The following is a 20,295-nucleotide window of genomic DNA, read 5'->3' as shown; positions in this document are numbered from 1 at the left end:
CAGTTAACATGCATTAACGGATTTGGGTTCTGCATCAAGGAGGATGGATGGACATCAACGGTACGGTGGCGCTGATTACCGGCGGTGCGTCAGGTTTGGGTGCGGCCACAGCGAAGCGACTTTACGACGCCGGAGCATCAGTGGTGCTGGTGGACTTGCCCCAGTCCGCCGGCGAGCAATATGCCGCCACGCTGAATGCCGGGAACGCAGGCGGCAAGGTGGTCTTTGCTCCAGCCGACGTCACCGACGAAGCCCAGATCCAATCCGCTGTTGACGCCGCAGCATCGTTGGGACCACTGCGCATTGTGGTCAACTGCGCAGGCATAGCTACACCCGGAAAAGTGCTTGGCCGGGACGGCGTCCTGCCGCTGGAGACCTTCAATAAAGTCATCCAGATCAACCTCATCGGCACCTTCAACGTGATCCGCCTGGCCGCCGCCGCCATGGTGGAAACGGAACCCGTGTCCACCGAGCTGGGTGGCCCCGAACGAGGTGTCATCATCAACACTGCCTCCGTTGCCGCCTTCGAAGGCCAGATCGGACAGCCCGCCTACGCCGCCTCCAAAGGGGCGGTAGCTGCCATGACGCTCCCGCTGGCGCGCGAACTGGCACGTTCCCTGATCCGGGTCGCCACCATCGCGCCCGGCATCTTCGAAACACCCATGATGGCGGGTCTTCCCCAAGCAGCCCAGGAATCGCTGGGGCAGCAGGTCCCGCACCCGGCACGCCTTGGCCGGGCCGCGGAATACGCCAACCTGGCCGCCCACATCGTGGAAAATGCGATGTTGAACGGCGAGACCATTCGCCTGGATGGCGCCATCCGGATGGGAATCAAATGATGGGCGACTACAGCGGGGCCCCGCTGCCGGCGGGATCATCCGGTGGCACCCCGGCGTCGGTAGCGGATCTTCCCACCGCGGATTTCTTCGACTTCGAGTCACTCCTGAGCGTCCAGGAACAGCGGAAACTCAACGAACTCCGGGCGTTTCTCGCCTCGGAGATCGCACCCTACGCCGGGCAATGGTGGGAGAAAGCCGAATTCCCGGAGCACATCCTGCCAAAACTCGCCGCGCTCCGGCTCAGCGCGCCGGCCCAGCGGGGTTACACCCATCTTTTCGCTGGACTGGTCATCGCGGAGATGACACGCGTGGACACCTCGATCGCCACCTTCTTCATGGTCCATCACGACCTCTTTGTCGAGTCCCTTTACGACTTCGGCAGCGACGCCCAGCAGGACCGCTACCTCGACGACGCCTCGAACCTCCGCACCACAGGCGCCTTCGCGCTCACCGAACCAGACCACGGTTCAGACGTCGCCGGCGGCATGGAAACCACGGCCCGCCGGGTGGCGCGGCCAACGTCCGACGGCGGCGACTACTGGGTGCTCAACGGCGCCAAACGCTGGATCGGCAACGGGACGTTCTGCGATTACATGCTGGTGTGGGCCAAAGACGAAGCCGACGGAGCCGTGCGGGCCTTCATCGTCGACGCTTCATTGCCGGGCGTCACCCGGAGCCGTATCGAAAACAAGATCGCCCTCCGGACGGTGCAGAACGCCGACATCGTTTTCCGTGACGTGGAAGTTGCGGAGGCGGACCGGTTCACGGGCATCAGCAGTTTTGCCGACACCAACCATCTCCTGCGCGGATCCCGGATCATGGTCGCCTGGCAGGCTGTAGGCCAGCAACTGGCCGCGTTCGACGTCGCCCGGCAGTACGCCGTCGAGCGTATGCAGTTCGGAAAGCCGCTGGCCAGGTTCCAGCTCATCCAGCAGCACCTGGTGGAAATGCTCGGGAACGCGGTGGCCAGCATGGGAATGATGGTCCGCATAGCCCAACTGCAGGAGGATATCTTCACTGACGCACGCGGGGTTCGGCACGGCGGTGCCGACATGGCCCAAGTGGCGCTCGCAAAGGCCTACTGCAGTGCCAGGATGCGCGAGACTGTTGCCCGCGGACGATCCATCCTGGGCGGGAACGGGATCGTCACCGACTACCGGATGGCCAAGATCTTCGCTGACGCCGAAGCCATCTACACCTATGAAGGCTCGTATGAAATCAACTCGCTGATCGTTGGCCGGGCCGTGACGGGCGTTTCCGCCATCGCCTAGACTCCGGGGATCTTCTCACCGGCTTCCACCCGGACATCGATCGAATTCCCCCGGACAGGCATGGGGCAGGTGCCGTAGGGAGTGAAGGCGCTGGGGTAGTTGATGGCGCGGTTGAAATCAATCACCACCGAGCCGTCAGGCCGGGGCCGGGGAATGAAAACCTTGCGCCACTCGTCCGTTGTGTCCCCGTTGGTTTCGTCGTGGAACGTGACGTTGAGCGCGCCGAGCTTCTCTGCCTCGGCATGGAGCCGGATCTCGTGCTCGACGCCGGAGACACGGAAAACGACCTCGCCCACTGAGCGGTGTACGCCGTCCACCAAGGGGTTGGCCGTGCCGATGGGGACGTCCTGGGGTTCTTCATAGGGCTCGAAACGTCCGGTGACCACCCAGTCCGGGTTGTAGTCGTAGGTGGGTACGGCCGTGAACTCCGTCAGGACGGGGGACCCGTCATCACGGGTGCGGATCGCGTACTTATCCGCGCGCATGGCCAGTTCCACCACTACCTGCTTGCCGTCCGCGCCACCGTACCGGACCCACATCAGGGACTCTTCGTCCTCCAGCACCGCACTCAGGGTTCCGTCCACCGTCTCACCGGTGGCTACCAGGGTAAGGCCGTCTTTGGCACTGGCCGTCAGGAAAGCTGTTGTGCCGTCAGTGGACCAGAGCCCGGGCGCGAGCTCCACCGCGGACGGTTCTTCAACAAGCCACTGGAAGGAGGTCAGGGTCAACCAGCCATGTTCGGTGGCAAGGACCGAATTCCGGCCATCACGGAACCGCTCCCAACGAGCGATCCGGGGGTCGGTTGCTGTGGCAGATGAACTCATGGCTCTCCTTGGCTTGGGGGTGGTGCCTTGTTGCACTGTCCTCAACCATGCACCGGCCTGCAGCATTCCCCGAAGTCCTGGAACCGGCGGCGTGCACTTGGCAGTGTGGAACGGCTCGCGCTGGCCCCCAACCCATGCCAGCGCGAGCCGCGTTTGATGGTCGGTCCCCGGAGAGCACCGGGAACGATCCGTCAGAGGCTCAGTGCTGGAACACTGCATTTCATGACGCGATTGGCCCAGGTTTTAGTTCGATTCGAAGAAGGGAAGCACCGGGGCTTTGATCGTTGCGGCTGTTGATACCGCCGCTGTGCCGCCTGCCAGAGGATGGAAGTCCAGGCGTGCCGGGCTGAGTGCGCCATCGCCCACAGCCTCTATGGCTGTTTTGCATTGCGATAACCGGGCCAGATTGCCTTCGCTGAGCGGAAAGAGCACATGGACCGCGGAGTCCAGGTACATCGCAGTAGCCTCAGTTCCACTCAGTTGGGCCTTGACGACGTCCCCGATGAGGGCCAACAGGGTCCACCGATGGCTGCGGCTTTCCTGCGGATTGGGCACCGAAATGACGGCCAGTGCATGCGCCCGCTGACATCCCGTGGCAATTCCCGACACTTCATGGATCCGGCGCTGAAAGTGGGCTTTGCTGGCCAGACCCGTGTAGACATCGGTGCAGGAAATGGGCGGCGCCGTCTCGGCTACGTCTGCCCAGCCTTCGGCCAGTGATTGGAGAGCGTCGACGTCCAGGGATTGCTCGGCGGCCGTGAAGAGGGCCCTGAAATCCGTCATGGTCTCGCCGATGCTCACGCCGTTCCTTGCCCTGGCGGCACCCAGCGACCAAGCGGTCGTTGCCGGAACCGAAGCGTTTGCGGCGAGGGATGTCACCACCGGGCGGACTTCCGGTTGGAACCAATCCGAACGGAAACGCCAACCGGCTTGGTAGCTGGTGCTCTGCCATCTGCGTAGCAAAAGGTGCCGCGCAAAGGTGCATTCCCCCTGTGATTTTGTGCGGAACGATGTCATACCGAACCAGTGCCCCTCACAGGCAATTCGTGACGAAACTACCCGGCGCGGAACGTTGGTAAACATTGTGTACAAATTCGCGTCACGACCCGGAGTTACGTCGCACTGCATGTATATGGGCAGGGTTCAATACGTTTTGGGGGCGCTAAGATGGCACGGCGGTCACGCTCGAGCAACAAATCCAACCGCGAAGTCAGCGATGATGGGCATCTGATTGAGTTGGTCCGCAGCGGGGACCTATCGGCATTCGACCACCTTTATGAGCGTCACGTATCCATGGCCTCCACGGTAGCCAAGCGCAATGTGGACAATCCGAGCGATGCTGAAGATGTCGTAGCGGAGGCCTTCCAGTCGGTTCTGCGGAGCTTGGTGGCCGGCAAGGGGCCCGATACTTTTTTCCGCGCGTACCTGTTGTCCACAGTGACCAGGTTGTCGCACCAGCAGAATCGGAAAAGCAGCAAAGTGCTTCCCAGCGGGGATGAGTCCGTGCTGGACAACACCATGACTGAGCCTGATGCCGCCGTTCAGGCATTTGAGTCGAACACGGTCGCTCGAGCGTTCCGATCCCTGCCGGAACGGTGGCAGGCTGTCCTGTGGTACCTGGACGTTGAACGAATGAAACCGGCGGCTGTTGCTCCGATCCTCGGAGTGTCGGCGAACGCCGTCTCCGCCTTGGCTGTGCGCGCCCGCGAAGGGCTGCGGAGACAGTACCTGCAGTACCACCTTGCCGACCAATCTGATGAGAACTGCGCAGAATTTGGCAATAAACTTGGCTACTTCATCCGGGGAGGTCTCTCCAGTGGTGCTGAGCGAAAGGTCCGCGGGCACCTGCAAAGTTGCGCAAAGTGCACAGCCGCCCTCGCTGAACTGGAGGACGTCCAGGGAACCATGCGTGCCATCCTTCTGCCCATGATCACGGGAATCCCACTCGCCGCGTGGGTGGGAAAAGGTGCCGGTCTTGGGGTACTGGGCGGAATTCTGCCGGTCAAGGGTTTCCTTGCCGTGCCCGCCCTCGCACAGCCCGCCGTTATGGCCCTCACCACGGCTGCCGCTGTTGGATTGGTCTTGGGTGCCGTAGGAATCGTCGACCTCCTTTCCCCGGATGCGTCCATGGAGCCGAAGGCCGTGGAAACCGGTGCGGTGCAGGTTGACACCAGGCCATCGCCTGCTTCGCCAACACCCACCGCCGAGCCCACACCGGCCATGCCTGCCCCCGCTGCCTCTTCTCCCGCGGAGCAGGCCCCTTTGCCGGAGACTCCTCCCGTACAGGAGCCCGTGCCTGTTCCCGTGCCCTCGCCGTCCACCACCACCGCACGGAAGTCCCCCTCGACGTCGCTGGCCGCCGTCAGCGGTTCAGCCAAGCGGGTTACGACGACGACTCGAAGCGGTGGAAAGAGTTCCAACGTTTCAACCTGGGACATAGCCTTCACCGCATCCGGAGACCGCCCGTTGGGACAGGGAAAAGTTGTCCTTGCGGTGGAAAATGATGTCCCCATTGAAGCGAGGTCTGTTGTGGCTCCTGCTGGTTGGTCATGTTCGGGGCAAGGTTCCAACGCAGTGTCCTGTGTCACGAATTCGGTCCAGCGGAGCGACCTTCACTTCCGTGTAGACGCGCCAAAGGATTCCAAAGGGAGCGGGATACTCAGATACTCATTCAGCGGCACCGGGCTGGTCACGGGCAACTTTGCCTGCGCGTACTGAGCCCGGCAATTGCCCCGGACAGCGTCACGAAGCTTTTCCTCCGACCACTACCTTTACGGCGGTGCCGGAGATGGGCGCCGCGCTTGTTCCATGCGATCTGGGGGAAATATGAAGGCCTCTTTCTTCACCGCTGCTTGCCTGCTGGGCGGACTGGTGTCCTTTTGGGCCGCCACCCCGGCAGGCCGCAGCTGGTGCGTCCGCAAGTTCAGCAAGGCGGATCGTCTTCAGTGGGCCCTGGTCGGCTCGGGCACGCTTCTACTGCTCCTTTTGGGAGCTTGGATGGTGGTGCCCGAGCACCGTCCGTGGCTTGAAAACGCAGGGTTGTCCGTGGGAGCGGGTTTGATCGGTGCCTGCATTGTGGTGCCGTCCCTCCGCGTCGGACCGGGAATGGCCAAGCAGCCCCGGCGGATCCTTGCCATAGGGGCTCATCCTGATGACCTCGAGTTGGCGTGCGGTGCCACCCTGGCGAAACTGGCCGATGCCGGCCACGAGGTCCGGACCATGGTGATGAGCTCCGGGAGCAAAGGTGGGAACAGCGCCGTCCGCAGGGTTGAAGCCGCGGCAGGCTCGGATTTCATGGGCGTATCCGCAGTCCAGGTCCTGGATTTCCATGACACCAACCTGTCAGGGTGCGGGCAGGAGATGACGCAGGCGATTGAGGTATTCATGAACGAATTCCGGCCGGACGTTGTCATGACCCATTCCTCCAACGACTACCACCAGGACCATCAAGCCGTGCATAACGCAACCATGCGGGCAGCCCGCCGCCACTCTTCCATCCTGTGTTTTGAGAGTCCTTCGTCAACCCGGCAATTCGACCCGAGTGTGTTCGTGGATATTGCCGGGTACGTGGATGTGAAGATCCATGCTGTTGCCCTGCACCGGAACCAAAAAGGAAAGCCGTACATGAGCGCGGAAAGGGTCCGCAGCCTCGCGGCTTTCAGGGGTTCGCAGGTGAAGACCTCGTACGCCGAGGGTTTTGAGCCTGTTCGCTTGCTGGGTTCGGCCGTGGGGGAGTTCTGATGGCGCGGGTATTGGTCACAGGCGTTGGAGGACCGGCCGGACTCTCGTTGTCACATCAGCTGATGGAGCATGGACATTGGGTTCTGGGCGTTGATATGCGCCAGGTCCACGCGTCGTGTGCGAACGCGGTGGCAGTTGTTTCGCCTGTGAATGCGCCAGGCTATTTGTGGGAATTGCGGGGACTCGTGGCCGCCCATGGCCTTGAACTCGTCATTCCGACCGTGAGTGAGGAGTTGGTGGCGGCGTCCTTGGCCCGCGAAGGGTTTGCTCCAGGGGTGGATGTGCTGATCGCGGATCCCGCGCCTGTCTCCATTGCGAACGACAAATACCTCACCATGAAATGTCTCGACAATGCCGGTGTTCCAGTGCCGGACTTCGGGTTGCCGGGGGATTTCAGCTCCGTGAACGAGGCCATGGCCAGGATGGGAGGCTGGCTCGTCGTCAAGCCACGGGTCTCCCGTGGTGGCCGGGGAGTGCAGGTTCTGGAAAGACATACCGACGGCGGCCGGAACGCCGAACGTGTCTGGCGTTCCCTGGACGACTCCTGGCTGGTCCAACGATTCGCAACCGGAACCGAATACGCACCAGTGGTTTATCGCGGTGCAGCAGGAGACGACGACAACCTTGTAGTGGTGCTGGAGAAAACCGAACTCAGGCACGGAAGCTGGGGCAACGCGGTCTCGGTCAAAAGATTGGGACCGCCTGCGGCATCCGATGTGGCCAGGACCGCGATGGCAGCGGCTGAAGCGTTGGGCCTGACCAACGCCGTCGATATCGACATCCGGCGCATGGCTGACGGACAGCCTGTGGTCTTGGAAATCAACGCACGTTTCGGTGCCAACAGCGCCCATGCCCCGGAGCTCCTGCTTCACGCCATGAGGCCGTACGCTGCCAGGCAGGTGCTGGGAGGGGCTGTGTGACTTTACTGGACGTGGCTTTGGCATTTGTCCAATTTTCAGGGGCGATGATCCTCGGCTTTGGCGGGGTGAAGATTGTGTACGTGCCTTTGGCCTTCTATTTCGAGTGGATTGACCGGTCAAAACCAGCCCGGCACCGCTATTCCATCGTCAGCAGTCAACCGTTGGTATCGATTATCGTTCCCGGGTACAACGAGGCGGTCGTCATTTGCAAATGCGTGGAGTCGATTCTGGCCAGCCGCTACCGGAAGCTTGAGGTGATCCTGGTGGATGACGGTTCCACGGATTCAACGGCCGCCATCATGTCCGGTCTCGCGGACCAGCACGTCCGCGTACGTTTCCTGTCCCAGTCCAACGCCGGAAAGGGTGCTGCCCTTAACCTGGGCATCTCTGCAGCGCGCGGGGACATTCTCATGTTCGTGGATGCTGATGGCATTTTCGCCCCGGACACCCTCACGTTCATGCTGGACGGGTTTGACCATCCGGACATAGGTGCCGTTTGCGGTGATGACCGTCCTGTGAACCTGGACCGACTGCAAACGATGATGTTGGCGATCCTGAGTCACGTTGGGACAGGACTGGTGCGGCGGGCGCTGTCCCTGCTTCATTGCCTGCCTATTGTTTCGGGGAACATTGGGGCGTTTCGCAGCGAATTGGTGCAGCAGATGGGAGGCTTCGATGAAGAGACGCTCGGCGAAGACCTCGAACTGACCTGGCGCATCTACCGGGCGGGCTACCGTGTCCGCTTTCAACCCAGGGCGCTGGTCTACGCGGAATCCCCTTCAACTCCCGGCGGTCTGTGGCGGCAACGAGTGCGGTGGGCGCGCGGGCTGCTCCAGACGCTCCGACGACACTTGGGCATGCTCGGGCGGCGCCAGTATGGGTTATTCGGCATTTTCCTGGTCTTCAACTCCATCACCATGGTGGTCATCCCAATCCTGCAGTTGGCGGTCCTCTCCGTCCTGCCCTTCCTGTACCTCGCAGGCCGTGGCCCTCTCAAGGCCGAAGCCTTGGCCCTTTTGGGATGGTTGGGACTGTTTATCTCCCTTGTCCTGGTCATTTTTGCCGTGGGTCTGAACCGCTCTTGGCGGGATCTTCGGTTCCTTTGGACGCTGCCGTTGTGGCCCCTCTATTCCGTGTTTGTCGGGCTGGCCCTGGCAAGTGCCATCGTGAAGGAAGCCAGGGGCAGTCCGGCCCGCTGGAACAAGTTGGAACGAACCGGTGTCATATCGGCGGGCGCAACAGAGCCCGGCCGTTAAACCGTTACGGCGCGATCGAAAAGCCCGCGCCAAATTCTGAGACGCATTCTTTGCTGGGGTTGTGTCCGGGTAAGATCCCGTAGGAAACACCAGTAATCCGGCTCACAGTATCCAGCGCAGTGTACGGGCCACAACTGATCCCGAAGGTATGCATCCATGGTTCACACTGCCCATCAAGACACCGATCTCGCTGCAGAACTGCGGGCCGATGTGCGTCGCGTTTCGACTCTTCTGGGGGAGTCGCTGGTTCGGCAGCACGGTCCGGAACTGCTCCAGCTTGTGGAGCAGGTGCGTCTGCTGACCAAGGAATCAAAGGAAGCCGCACGGGGCGGCGCGGATGCTACGGGCCCTTGGAGCGCGCACGACGTCGTGGCCCAGGTCCGCGAGTTGCTCGCCTCCCTGCCACTGGACCAGGCGACGGATCTGGTCCGCGCCTTTGCGTTCTACTTCCACCTCAGCAACGCAGCCGAGCAAGTGCACCGCGTCCGTGGACTCCGGACCCGCCAGGAGAAGGACGGCTGGCTGGCCAAGGCCGTGTCCGAGATCGCCGGGCAGGCAGGTCCGCAAGTTCTCCAGGATGTCATCAACGAACTCGATGTGCGTCCCATCTTCACGGCCCACCCCACGGAGGCTTCGCGGCGTTCTGTGCTGGACAAGGTCAGGAAGCTCTCCGATGTCCTGGCCGAAGCTACGGAGGAAGGCACCTCGGCGAGGCGCCGCCAGGACCGCCAGCTCGCCGAAATCATCGACCAGATGTGGCAGACGGATGAACTCCGCCAAGTGCGCCCCACCCCTGTGGATGAAGCCCGCAATGCCATCTACTACTTGAACAGCATCCTCACCGACGCAATGCCGGAGATGCTGACAGATCTCTCGGAACTCCTCGAGGAACACGGTGTGAAGCTGCCGGCAGCGGCTGCCCCTCTCCGCTTTGGTTCCTGGATTGGCGGTGACCGCGACGGCAACCCGAATGTTACGGCTGCGGTGACCCGCGAGATCCTGCAACTGCAGAACCAGAATGCGGTGCGGATCAGCATTGCCCTGATCGATGAGCTCATTTCGATCCTGTCCAACTCCACGGCCTTGTTCGGTGCCGACCAGGCGCTGCTTGATTCCATCACGGAGGACCTGAAGAACCTGCCAGGCCTGGATAAGCGAATCCTCGAACTGAACGCCCAGGAACCGTACCGGCTCAAACTGACCTGCATCAAAGCGAAGCTGATCAACACGGGCCGCCGGGTTTCCGGTTCCACCCACCACCAACCGGGCCGCGACTACGCCACCACCTCCGAGCTCCTGGCAGAGTTCGGCTTGCTGGAGGACTCCTTGCGGAACCACTCTGCCGCGCTGGTGGCTGATGGTGCCCTGGCGCGCGTCCGTCGGGCCATTGCCGCCTTCGGCCTCCACCTGGCCACCCTGGACATCCGTGAGCATGCCGACCACCACCATGACGCCGTCGGACAGCTCGTGGACCGCCTCGGCACGGAAGAAAAGCCCTACGGCGAACTGACCCGGGAGGAACGGTTCGCGTTTCTCGGTGCGGAGCTCGCATCGCGCCGGCCTCTCTCCGGCCACCCGATCAAGCTCGAGGGCACGGCAGATGGCACCTATGACGTCTTCCGGAGCATCCGCCAAGCACTGCACACCTACGGCCCGGACGTGGTGGAAACCTACATCATCTCCATGACCCGTGGCGCGGATGACGTGCTGGCTGCCGCTGTGCTGGCCCGTGAGGCCGGTTTGTTTGACCTTTTCGGAGCCAAGCCCCACGCCAAGATCGGCTTCGCTCCGCTGCTGGAAACCGTGGAGGAACTGCGTGCCTCGGCGGAGATCGTGGACCAGCTCTTGTCCGATCCGTCGTACCGCGAACTGGTCCGTCTGCGCGGCGACATCCAGGAAGTCATGCTCGGCTACTCGGATTCCAACAAGGAATCCGGCGTGATGACCAGCCAGTGGGAGATCCACAAGACCCAGCGCAAGCTGCGCGACATTGCTGCGAAGCACGGCGTTCGGGTGCGCTTGTTCCACGGCCGCGGCGGTTCCGTGGGCCGTGGTGGCGGACCCACGTACGACGCCATCATGGCCCAGCCGAACGGCGTCCTCGAAGGGGAAATCAAGTTCACCGAGCAGGGCGAGGTAATTTCGGACAAGTACTCGCTTCCTGAACTTGCCCGCGAGAATCTCGAATTGTCCCTGGCCGCGGTAATGCAGGGTTCGGCGCTTCACCGCACTCCGCGTACCTCCGAAGATGAGCGTGAACGCTACGCCAACGTCATGGAGACCATCTCCGACGCCGCGTTTGCCCGGTACCGCAAGCTCATTGACGATCCCGACCTCCCTGCCTACTTCCTGGCTTCCACGCCGGTGGAGCAGTTGGGCTCCCTGAACATCGGATCGCGTCCTTCCAAGCGTCCGGATTCCGGCGCTGGACTCGGCGGACTCCGCGCCATTCCGTGGGTCTTCGGATGGACGCAGTCCCGGCAGATCGTCCCGGGCTGGTTCGGTGTGGGCTCCGGGCTGAAGGCTGCCCGCGAGGCCGGGAACACCGGACAACTCGTTGAAATGATGGACCGTTGGCACTTCTTCCGGTCGGTCATTTCGAACGTGGAAATGACCTTGGCCAAGACGGACATGGAGATCGCGGGGCACTACGTTTCCTCGCTGGTCCCTGGGGAACTGCACCGCTTGTTCCACATGATCCGTGACGAGTACGAACTTACGGTGGCGGAGGTGGAGCGGCTCACCGGCGAGATGGAGCTGCTGGACGCGCAGCCCACGCTGAAGCGCTCCCTGGAAATCCGTGACCAGTACTTGGATCCGATCAGTTACCTGCAGGTGGAGCTCCTCCGACGGGTCCGCGAGGAGTCGGTTTCCGGCGCCGAGATCGACGAGCGGCTTCAGCGGGCCATGCTCATCACCGTCAATGGTGTGGCCGCCGGCCTGCGCAACACCGGCTAGCAAACCCTCTTCCACATCCCTCGGGCTAGCACGGATCCCTCCCTCACCAGTGAGGGAGGGATCCGTTCAAGAGCGTGGGACGTGCGGGAGCGTTAGGGTGGTGGGATGCCGTCGTTCCAGACCAAGTTGAAGATCACTGGCCTCAAACCGGGCAACGCACCGGAGGCCGTCATGGCCGCAGCGGTCGAAGCCTTGGAAACCCGTCACCACGTCGAAGCGAACCAATTGGACATCGTGGGCGGCGTCCCGCAAATCAGCCTTCGTTTCATGGTGGACGCCCGCGATTACCCAGGTGAGAACGACGAAGCCCGGACGTCCGCGGCGATGATGCGTGACGCCGTCGAGCGTGTTGCGGTGACCGGCAGCCTCTATGTGTTGCGCCGCAGCCGCGGCCGTTGGTCTCCCGTTTAGGCTAAACGCCTTCTTCGGGTCGGGCTACGTCGCCGTCGAACGGTTCCTCCACGGGGGAGCGGCTCCCGCGCCGCCGGGTGACGATCAGGCCCACGACCACGCCGATCACCAAGCCCACGCCAACGCCGATGAGGGAGCTGGCCCAAAACGGCAGCTTGGTGGTGGAGCCGGTGAAGTAGCCCAGTCCTACCTGCCATACAGCCCACAGGACTCCGCCCAGGCTGGCGCACAATCCGAATCCGCGGACCGAGACGTTGGCAATCCCCGCTGCGGCCGACGTCGCCAGCCGCCCGCCCGGGATGAAGCGCGCGCCGATGATAGTGCCATACGTGGAGGAGCGGCCGGCTCTGGCGATGGCCTCGTGGATCCCGCGGTGGACCCGTCGGCCCCATGACCAACGATCCAGGACATGGCTGATCCGCCGTTTGAACAGCATGAAGACGGCCATGTCTCCCAGCCAGGAGGCGAATGCGGCGAGGAAAAGAATCAGCCAAAAGTTGGCATGTCCATCGGCTGCGAGCGCTCCACCGGTGATGACCACCATTTCGGAGGGGATGGGCGGGAAGATGGCGTCGCCCAGCACAATGGGGACGATCCACAGGTAGATAGCGGATCCCCATGTCTCCGGGGCGGTGATGTCCATGGGCACAAGGTACCGCACTTGCCGACCCCGCCGCGCGGGCGTGAGACTGTGGGCATGCGCATCGACATCCTGCAGGGTGACATCACAACCCGTTCAGTGGACGCAATCGTCAATGCAGCCAATTCTGCGCTGCTCGGTGGAGGGGGAGTGGATGGGGCCATTCACCGGGCCGCGGGGCCGGACCTTCTTGAGGCGTGCCGTGAACTGCGCCGCACCCAACTGCCGGCCGGGCTGCCGGTGGGGTCCGCCGTCGCGACGCCCGGTTTCAGGCTCCCCTCGCAGTGGGTTATCCACACGGTGGGGCCGAACCGGCACGCCGGACAGACCGACCCGGCGTTGCTTGCGTCCTGCTTCCGGGAGAGCCTGGTTGTGGCTGGCGGCCTGGGTGCGCGGTCAGTTGCTTTCCCTGCTATCAGCGCCGGTATTTATGGATGGGATGCCCGGCAGGTTGCCAAGGTGGCCTTCGACGCCGTCGAGTCGTTTGCGTCGTTGCCTGCGGCAGGCGGTGCGGCGGCAGGCGCGCTGGAGTTGGTGGAGTTCGTGCTGTTTTCCGAGGATACGACGGCGGTCTTCCGGGCGGTGTTTGGCGACTAAGGCAACGCGGGGTCACTTATGGCCCATGCTGAGGCGAAACTTGGGCCATAAGTGACCCCGCGTTGCTTTTAGGCGGGGTGGGCTTCGCTGAGTTCGAGTTGGCTGCGGTATTCCACGGGTTGTTTGGTGATGGGGTCCACGAACGTGATGCCGCGGGCCAGGAGTTGCAGGGGTTTCGTGTAGTCGTCCGGAGCCTTGTCCAGCAGCTCCGGATAGAAGGTGTCGTTGACGATGCCCAGCCCGAGCGAGGCCATGTGCACGCGGAGTTGGTGGGTTTTTCCGGTGTGTGGCTCCAGCCGGTACAGCGCGCGCTGGTGGGTGCCGGCGTCGAACGTTTTTGTCTGTTCAATGCGCGTTTCCGCGTTCGGTTCACCGGGGATGACTTCGGCGAGCAGGTAGCTGCGGGACTTGGTCATGCGGTTGCGGACCACTGCCGGGAACTCGACGGCGGGATATCCTGCGGCCGGCGTCGCCGCGGACACGCACTCGTATTCCTTCTGGACCTGGCGTTTCTCGAAGAGGACCTGGTACTTGCCGCGCGTCTCCGGGTTGGTGGAGAGCAGCAGCAGGCCTGCGGTCATACGGTCCAGGCGGTGCATGGGGATGAGGTCCGGGAGGTCGAGGAGGTTCCGGAGCCGGACCAGCGCCGATTCCTGGATGTAGGTGCCGCCGGGGGTGGTGGGCAGGAAGTGCGGCTTGTCCACCACCAGGATGTGTTCGTCCTGGTGGAGGATGTTGATTTCTACTGGCAGTCGCGTCTCCGGCGGGAGGGTGCGGTAGTACCAGATGAAGGTGTGGTCCTCCAGCTTGGTGCTCCGGTCCAGCGGTACGCCGCCTTCGCCCACGATCTCACCGGCGTCGAAACGGTCCTCGATGCCTTGGGGGTCGATGTGTCCCCAGCGATGCATCATGTAGTCCATGGCGGTGACCCAGGGCCCCTCGTCCGGGAGGCGGAGGCGGGTGGCGTTCACGCCGTCGCGCACGGGGAGAGGGGATTGCATCACCGGACAATTCTACCGGCCGTGCGTTGTGAGGCCCGCTCTGCGCCCTTAAACGTGTGCGAATCGCGCATAGCGGGCCTCACAACGGAAAGGCTGACCGAACACAAAAAAGTTCTTGACAAGAAAAGTTGTCGGTGGCCATACTGGAAGCATGTTGGACATCGAAGTGATCGAGGACCCGGCCGCGGCGGAAGCCTCGCTGGACCCCATCCGGACGCGCATCCTCCAGGAACTCGTCGAGCCCGCGACGGCCACGCAGCTGGCTGCCAAAGTGGGGCTTCCGCGCCAGAAGGTGAACTACCACCTCAAAGCTTTGGAACGCCACGGCCTGGTGGAGTTGGTGGAGGAGCGGCGCAAGGGCAATGTCACGGAGCGCGTCGTTCGCGCGACGGCGGCGTCCTACCTCATCTCGCCCGTCGCCCTGGCTTCTGTTGCGCCGGACCCGCGGCGGTTCTCGGACCGCTTCTCGGCGTTCTGGTTGCTGGCGCTCGCCTCCCGCACCGTTCAGGAAATGGGCAAGCTCATCTCCGGCGCGGCCCTGGCAAAGAAGAAGTTGGCCAGCTTCGCCATCGACGGCGAGATCACTTTCCGTTCCGCTGCGGAACGCGCAGCATTCGCAGAAGAACTTGGGGTGGCGGTGACGCGCCTCGTGGATAAGTACCACGACGGCGGTTCGGCCACGGCGGCGGGCGGCGGACGCAAACACAGGCTCGTCGTCGTCCTCCACCCCGCACTGAAGACCCCACCACAGACTGACACCTCAACAGAAAAACCAGCAGATAAGGACCAAAGCAATGACTGACAACCGTAACTTCGAAATCGTGGCGGATACCGAGCTGCCCGGCACGCCGGAACGCGTGTGGAACGCCGTTACTGCCGACACCGCAGCCTGGATGTTCCCCACGGACCAGTGGCCTGCGGAGAAAACGGTGGAGGAGTACCCCACCCACCTGGTTTCGCGGATGGAAGGCCCCGACGGCTGGTTCAACCAGTTGGAGCATGTCCTCGAGCCAATGGACGGTGGCCGGGCCAAGCTGCACTACGTCCACAGCGGGATCTTCGCCGACAACTGGGATGAGCAGTACGACGGCGCCAGCAAGCACACCCGCTTCTACCTGCACACCTTGGGTCAGTATCTGCAGTACTTCGACGGCAAGCCGGTGACCTTCACTGACATCCAGGCCCCGGCTTCATCGCAGACGCCGGACGGTTTCGTACAGCTGAAGACGGCCCTGGGAGTTGATGGCGCCACTGCCGGGACTGCTGTTGACCTGGAGCTCGACGGCGTTGGGCGGCTGAGCGGCGAGGTTGACTTCTCCGATGAGAACTTCCTCGGCTTGCGCACCGCGGACGCGATGTACCGCTTCTTCGGCCGGAACGTCTTTGGCGCACCGGTGGGGATGACAGTGCACGACTTCAGTGGCTCCGGAGACTCCGAGCTCACGGCCAAGGCCTGGGGAGCGTTCCTGGAGAAGGTGTACGCGTAGGGTTCCCCTGCCTGGGCGCCTGGCCTGGGCGCCTGGGCGCGTTAGGGGGCCCAGGCGCGGGCCACCGATTCGAGGGCGGCTTCGTAGATGCCCGCCCAGTCGGTCTCGGGAGAGTTCATCCGGGCCAGCTCCAGGCCCACCAGTCCGTGGACCTGGCCCCAGATTGCCATCGCGACCACTGTGGGGTCTTGGGCGCGAAGCCTTCCCGCTTCCTGTGCGGAGGTGACCGCCTCCACCAGGGGGAGCATCGAGTCGGAGGCGACTTCCGGCGTCGGAGTGCACTCAACGTAGGCGGCCAGTGCGCCGCCGAACATCAGCCGGTACAGCGCCGGGTGGTCCAGGGCCCAGATGCGGTAGGCCCGCCCGAGGTTCAACAGGCCGCCCGGGGCTGCTTGGCGCTGGGACTCGCCAAAGGATCGGAATCCGTCGTCGATCGCGGCCGTCAGTAGTTGGGCTTTGCCGCCGAAGAGCGAGTAGATGGCCGACGTCGACGTTTCTGCTGCCGTGGCGACGTCGCGCAGGGTCACCCGGGAGGGGCCCTCGCGGTCTACGAGTTCGGCGGTGACGGCCAGGAGCCTTTGCTGGACCAGGTGGTCATGGACTATGGGTCTTGCCATGCCTTTCATTGTTCCATAACATTGTTTCATAACGCTGTTATGAAACTGGATCTGAGAATGCACAAGCGTCTGAGAATCCACAAGAGAAGGAATGTCATGGCACAAGAAGTCTTTCCCGGCCGCTTCACCGCGGATATTGGCCGCAGCGACGTGACGGTCTTCCTCATCGGCATGCGGGCCAACAGGTGGTGGAAGATGGGCAAGGTAGCCAAGGTGGCCTCGGCCATGCCCGCCATGATGCAGCACCTGGCCGCCAACCCCGAAGCCGGACTGCTCGGCAGTGAGCAGTGGTTTGGGCGCACCACCATCATCCTGAGCTACTGGGAAAGCCCTGAACACTTGAGGCGCTTCGCTGCAGACCGGGATTCGCCCCACCTTGGGCCCTGGCGGAAGTTCATGAAGGAGATCGCGGGCAGCGGGGACGTGGGCGTCTGGCACGAGACGTACCAGGTGCCGGCGTCGGGTATTGAAGTGGTGTACAACGGCATGCCGCTGTTTGGCCTGGCCAAAGCCACAGCCCAGGTTCCCATCGGCCCGGAGACCAACACTGCAAAGCAGCGGATGGGCTCGGCGGCTCGCGGGGGCCAAGGGTAGCCGAACGCGTTAGCTCCTGGCGGCCTGGAGCATGCGGATGTCACTTGTCACCGGCGCGCCGTCACAGTCGAGTCCTGCAGCGATCAACTCTTTGTAGTGCTCAACCTTGCTGTCCAACGCTGCCTGGGCTTGGTCAATTTTGCGACGACGTTCCTCCAGCAGTTCCCGGGCCTGCTCCAGCACGTTGATTCTGCGCCCGTGGCTCGCCGCGCCTTCCATGAGCAGCTGAACAAAGGTTTTCATCATGGCCGTGGACATTCCGGTGTCCCGGAGCGAGGTCAGGAGCAGCACGAGATCACGCTCACGCGGGCCGTAGCGACGTTGCCCTGAAGAACCACGGCCCACCGCAGGGAGGATGCCCTCGCGTTCGTACCAGCGAAGGGTATCTGTGCTGAGTCCGGCCAGGGCTGCCATCTCGGCGATCCCCAGTCCCTTGTCGACGTTCATGGTTGCGAGTGTAGTTCCTGAAGTGCACTCCCATGCGGGCGGCCGGCAACCGTCGGCTTGTGGCTTGCGCTGGAGTGGACTCCAACTTCTACAGTCACCACGTCACCTTCATTCGCGACCTGCAGGAGAACAATGCGTGCGCTCGTCCTCACACACCACCAATCCTTCGATGGGCTCGTCCTCAGCGAACTTGCCGCACCCCAACCGGGCGCCGGCCAGGTCAGCATCGACGTCGAGTACGCCGGTGTTGGTCTGATCGATGCTCTCTGGGTCAACGGAGCCATGCCCTCCGGTCCCGGCTTCGTGCCCGGACTCGAAGTTAGCGGAACCGTACGTTCGCTCGGGGAGGGGGTCGGAAATTTCGACGTCGGTCAGCAGGTTGCCGCGATACTGCCAGCTGCCGGGGGATTCGCTGACGTCGCCTGCGCTCCGGCAGCACTCGTCTCCCCCATCCCCGCCGGGCTTGGCGTCGACCTCGCCGCGGTGGTTTCCGTCAACACCGTCACAGCCCACCTCGCCTTGACCACGGTTGCCAGGTTCTCCGCGGGGGATAGCCTGCTTGTCCACGCAGGCGTAGGCGGTTTGGGTTCTCAATTCGCGCAGGTTGCACGAGCACTTGGCGCGGGCCGCGTGGACGCCGTTGTTGGTACGTCCGCCAAACAAAACATCGCCCGCGAGCTTGGATACGATCACAGCTATTTGCGCAGTGAATTGGAATCAATTCCATCAAGTACCTACGACATCGTTGTTGACCCCGTTGGGGGTGCCGCCACTGAGGCCGGATTCCGCCTCTTACGTGGAGGCGGCCGGTTGGTCCGCGTAGGGAACGCATCGCAAGCCCCGGACGTCGCCCTCAGTTCCATGGCCCACTGGATAGAGAACAAAACCACTGCAGGGTTCAACGTCGGCGCGTGGCTGGCCGAGCACCCCGGGCAAGGGACGACCTCCCTGAAATGGGCGCTCGAAGCCACTGCCCAGGGCCTGATACGCGTCGATCTTACGAGGGTGGGCGAGGTCGACCAGATTTCGGATCTCCTCGCGACCTTGGAACGCGGCGAAACCACCGGCAAGCTTGCAGTCCGCATGGGCGCCACCTTCAAGGAGTGACCCTGTCCATGCATGGCGATCGTCTGGGCACGATTGGGCGAGCGCGTGATCTGTTGCTGAACAGGGAGCCGGGGTACTTGCGGTATTAGGCGACGGCGGCCGGCCGCTCGGGTTTGAGGGTCCGGCGCAGTTGCGGGGACGTGTCGAGCTTGTACTGCGCGGTGCGCAGGGCCCGCACAGCAACGTCCAGTTGCTCCGGCGGCAAAGTGAACGGGACGCGCAGGTAGTGCTCAAAAGCCCCGCCGACGCCGAAGCGCGGACCGGCGGCCAACCGCACACCAAAGTCGGGCGCCAACACTGTAAGGGCTGTGCTGCACGGGCTTGGCAGCCGGCACCAAACCGTCAGCCCGCCCTTGGGCATCTCCACCTCCCACTCCGGCAAATGCTGCTCCAAGAGGCGCAGCAGGGACTCCCTGTTGTGGCGAAGCTCCTCAAGGCGGGCGTCCAGGGGATCGGAAAACGACCTGATCAGGCGCGCCGCCGCCAGTTGCTCAACCACGGGGCCACCCAGGTCCATGACGGTACGGGCCGCTATGAATCGGGTAACCAGGTCCTCGTCTGCCCGGATCCAGCCGGTCCTCAGGCCCGCCCAATGCGACTTGCTCAGCGAGCCGATGGAAACCACAGCGGGACTGAAAGCCGACATCGGAGCTGTGCGGACGCCGTCGAGATTCAAGCCGCGCAGCGTCTCATCCACTACCAGTACCGTCCCGGCTGACGCGGCCGCGCGGGCGAGTCGCCGTCGCTGCAGATCAGACATGATGCGCCCCGTCGGGTTATGAAAATCCGGCACCAAGTACGCCATTGCGGGTCGTTGCTGGCTCATGGCCGTCACCATCGCGTCGATGTCCCAGGCCGGTGAGGTGCCCGCCGGCAAGGCCACCGGAAGGACCCTGCATCCGGCGGCGCGGATGGCATCCAACGCGTTGGGATAGGTGGGGTGTTCCACCATCACCCGGTCCTGCTTTCCCGCCAGGGTGCGCAACACAATGTTGAGAGCATGCTGCGCTCCGGACGTGACCAGGATCTGGCTGGGAGCGGTGGGTACGCCGTCCGCCGTGTATTTGTCCGCGATCGCTTCGCGCAGGGCTGCTACGCCCATGGCGTCGTAACCGAAGCCCGGCAGGAGGGCGGGGAGTTCGGTCAGCGCGTCCGCGAACGCGCGGTGGACTGCTTCTCCTGCCGCAGGCAAGGACGCATAGGCCAAATCCAGGAGCCCTTCCGGCGCGGCAAGCCCCGGCATGCTCGCCGGTACGGAGCGATGCGGGATGCAGGTCCGCCCCCGGCTGCCCTGGCCGGCGGTCAGAAATCCTTGTTCGCGAAGACTCGCATACGCGGCCGTCACTGTCGTGCGGCTGACGCCCAGCGACTGGGCCAGCGCCCGCTCGCTGGGCAGCGCGACGTCCAACGGAATTCGGCCATCCATCACCAATAGACGCACGACGTCGGCAAGCTCACGGTAGGCGGGCAGGGCGCCGGTGTTCCAAGAGCCGAGGAGGCGAAGGAGTGCGGTGGGATTCAGCGAGGGTGCCATCAGACCAGTATTCCAAACTGGCTATGGAATACAAGGCCAGTTCTCTTGGAT

At 63.3% G+C, this 20,295-nt stretch carries 20 protein-coding genes; 13 read left to right on the top strand and 7 right to left on the bottom strand.

Annotated features, from left to right (window positions below; translation table 11 throughout):
• The first annotated feature begins 47 nt into the window (after positions 1–47).
• On the top strand, positions 48–839 hold the full coding sequence (locus IEY62_RS15040; protein ID WP_189019238.1) for an SDR family NAD(P)-dependent oxidoreductase: 792 nt from the start codon (positions 48–50) through the stop codon (positions 837–839).
• Positions 839–2,110: an acyl-CoA dehydrogenase family protein gene (locus IEY62_RS15035; RefSeq protein WP_189019517.1), complete on the top strand. Its 1,272-nt coding sequence runs from the start codon at positions 839–841 to the stop codon at positions 2,108–2,110. Before IEY62_RS15040 ends, IEY62_RS15035 begins: the two co-directional genes overlap by 1 nt.
• Here IEY62_RS15035 and IEY62_RS15030 read toward each other — a convergent pair.
• Both IEY62_RS15030 and IEY62_RS15025 read right to left on the bottom strand, forming a co-directional pair.
• Positions 2,107–2,934 carry a DUF1684 domain-containing protein gene (locus IEY62_RS15030; protein WP_189019236.1) on the bottom strand — a complete coding sequence of 276 codons (828 nt, stop codon included), beginning with the start codon at positions 2,932–2,934 and terminating at the stop codon, positions 2,107–2,109. The genes IEY62_RS15035 and IEY62_RS15030 overlap by 4 nt on opposite strands.
• A gap of 243 nt (positions 2,935–3,177) precedes the next feature.
• Positions 3,178–3,735, bottom strand: a complete 558-nt coding sequence (locus IEY62_RS15025) for a hypothetical protein (RefSeq protein ID WP_229785346.1) — start codon at positions 3,733–3,735, stop codon at positions 3,178–3,180.
• Between the two features lie 366 nt (positions 3,736–4,101).
• Here IEY62_RS15025 and IEY62_RS15020 point away from each other — a divergent pair, with 366 nt between their 5' ends.
• The 6 genes from IEY62_RS15020 (at position 4,102) to IEY62_RS14995 (ending at position 12,220) form a co-directional block, all read left to right on the top strand.
• Positions 4,102–5,652 (top strand): sigma-70 family RNA polymerase sigma factor, encoded by a 1,551-nt coding sequence (locus tag IEY62_RS15020; protein WP_189019231.1) that lies wholly within the window; start codon positions 4,102–4,104, stop codon positions 5,650–5,652.
• Between the two features lie 108 nt (positions 5,653–5,760).
• On the top strand, positions 5,761–6,675 hold the full coding sequence (locus IEY62_RS15015) for a PIG-L deacetylase family protein (protein WP_229785345.1): 915 nt from the start codon (positions 5,761–5,763) through the stop codon (positions 6,673–6,675).
• Positions 6,676–6,737: 62 nt separating this feature from the next.
• On the top strand, positions 6,738–7,595 hold the full coding sequence (locus IEY62_RS15010) for an ATP-grasp domain-containing protein (RefSeq protein ID WP_229785344.1): 858 nt from the start codon (positions 6,738–6,740) through the stop codon (positions 7,593–7,595).
• Positions 7,592–8,851 (top strand): glycosyltransferase, encoded by a 1,260-nt coding sequence (locus IEY62_RS15005; protein ID WP_229785341.1) that lies wholly within the window; start codon positions 7,592–7,594, stop codon positions 8,849–8,851. Before IEY62_RS15010 ends, IEY62_RS15005 begins: the two co-directional genes overlap by 4 nt.
• A 156-nt stretch (positions 8,852–9,007) precedes the next feature.
• Positions 9,008–11,809 (top strand): phosphoenolpyruvate carboxylase, encoded by a 2,802-nt coding sequence (gene ppc / locus IEY62_RS15000; RefSeq protein WP_189019225.1) that lies wholly within the window; start codon positions 9,008–9,010, stop codon positions 11,807–11,809.
• A gap of 105 nt (positions 11,810–11,914) precedes the next feature.
• On the top strand, positions 11,915–12,220 hold the full coding sequence (locus IEY62_RS14995) for a hypothetical protein (protein WP_189019222.1): 306 nt from the start codon (positions 11,915–11,917) through the stop codon (positions 12,218–12,220).
• A 1-nt stretch (position 12,221) separates the two neighbouring features.
• Here IEY62_RS14995 and IEY62_RS14990 read toward each other — a convergent pair whose 3' ends face one another.
• The gene (locus IEY62_RS14990) at positions 12,222–12,863 is read right to left on the bottom strand and encodes a DedA family protein (protein ID WP_189019220.1); all 642 of its coding nucleotides are present in this window, start codon (positions 12,861–12,863) and stop codon (positions 12,222–12,224) included.
• Positions 12,864–12,917: 54 nt separating this feature from the next.
• Between IEY62_RS14990 and IEY62_RS14985 the strand changes: the two genes are divergently transcribed.
• Positions 12,918–13,457 carry an O-acetyl-ADP-ribose deacetylase gene (locus IEY62_RS14985; protein WP_189019218.1) on the top strand — a complete coding sequence of 180 codons (540 nt, stop codon included), beginning with the start codon at positions 12,918–12,920 and terminating at the stop codon, positions 13,455–13,457.
• A 68-nt stretch (positions 13,458–13,525) separates the two neighbouring features.
• On the opposite strand, the gene IEY62_RS14980 is transcribed toward IEY62_RS14985, so the two are convergent.
• Complete coding sequence (locus tag IEY62_RS14980) at positions 13,526–14,458, bottom strand: RluA family pseudouridine synthase (protein WP_189019513.1); 933 nt, start codon at positions 14,456–14,458, stop codon at positions 13,526–13,528.
• 151 nt (positions 14,459–14,609) lie between these two features.
• Between IEY62_RS14980 and IEY62_RS14975 the strand changes: the two genes are divergently transcribed.
• Positions 14,610–15,260 carry an ArsR/SmtB family transcription factor gene (locus IEY62_RS14975; protein WP_189019216.1) on the top strand — a complete coding sequence of 217 codons (651 nt, stop codon included), beginning with the start codon at positions 14,610–14,612 and terminating at the stop codon, positions 15,258–15,260.
• Positions 15,253–15,945, top strand: coding sequence for an SRPBCC family protein (locus tag IEY62_RS14970; protein WP_189019214.1), 693 nt, complete (start codon positions 15,253–15,255; stop codon positions 15,943–15,945). The genes IEY62_RS14975 and IEY62_RS14970 overlap by 8 nt, the downstream gene beginning before the upstream one ends.
• A 41-nt stretch (positions 15,946–15,986) precedes the next feature.
• Here IEY62_RS14970 and IEY62_RS14965 read toward each other — a convergent pair whose 3' ends face one another.
• Positions 15,987–16,562 carry a TetR/AcrR family transcriptional regulator gene (locus IEY62_RS14965; RefSeq protein WP_229785339.1) on the bottom strand — a complete coding sequence of 192 codons (576 nt, stop codon included), beginning with the start codon at positions 16,560–16,562 and terminating at the stop codon, positions 15,987–15,989.
• Positions 16,563–16,658: 96 nt separating this feature from the next.
• Between IEY62_RS14965 and IEY62_RS14960 the strand changes: the two genes are divergently transcribed.
• A complete protein-coding gene (locus tag IEY62_RS14960; protein ID WP_189019210.1) occupies positions 16,659–17,156 on the top strand; it encodes a DUF4188 domain-containing protein in 498 nt (165 codons plus the stop codon).
• A 9-nt stretch (positions 17,157–17,165) separates the two neighbouring features.
• On the opposite strand, the gene IEY62_RS14955 is transcribed toward IEY62_RS14960, so the two are convergent.
• Entirely contained in the window at positions 17,166–17,603 is a 438-nt protein-coding gene (locus IEY62_RS14955) for a MerR family transcriptional regulator (protein WP_229785337.1), read from the bottom strand.
• A 132-nt stretch (positions 17,604–17,735) separates the two neighbouring features.
• On the opposite strand from IEY62_RS14955, the gene IEY62_RS14950 reads away from it, so the two are divergent.
• Complete coding sequence (locus tag IEY62_RS14950) at positions 17,736–18,710, top strand: quinone oxidoreductase family protein (RefSeq protein ID WP_189019208.1); 975 nt, start codon at positions 17,736–17,738, stop codon at positions 18,708–18,710.
• A gap of 85 nt (positions 18,711–18,795) precedes the next feature.
• Here the strand turns inward: IEY62_RS14950 and yczR are convergent, their stop codons facing one another.
• Positions 18,796–20,244: a MocR-like transcription factor YczR gene (gene yczR, locus IEY62_RS14945; RefSeq protein WP_189019206.1), complete on the bottom strand. Its 1,449-nt coding sequence runs from the start codon at positions 20,242–20,244 to the stop codon at positions 18,796–18,798.
• Between the last annotated feature and the right edge of the window lie 51 nt (positions 20,245–20,295).

The sequence above is a fragment of the Paenarthrobacter histidinolovorans genome, assembly GCF_014647595.1.
Taxonomy (GTDB): Bacteria; Actinomycetota; Actinomycetes; order Actinomycetales; family Micrococcaceae; genus Arthrobacter; species Arthrobacter histidinolovorans.
Note: the sequence above shows the minus strand (reverse complement) of the source record. Positions and strands in the feature narration are given on the sequence as shown.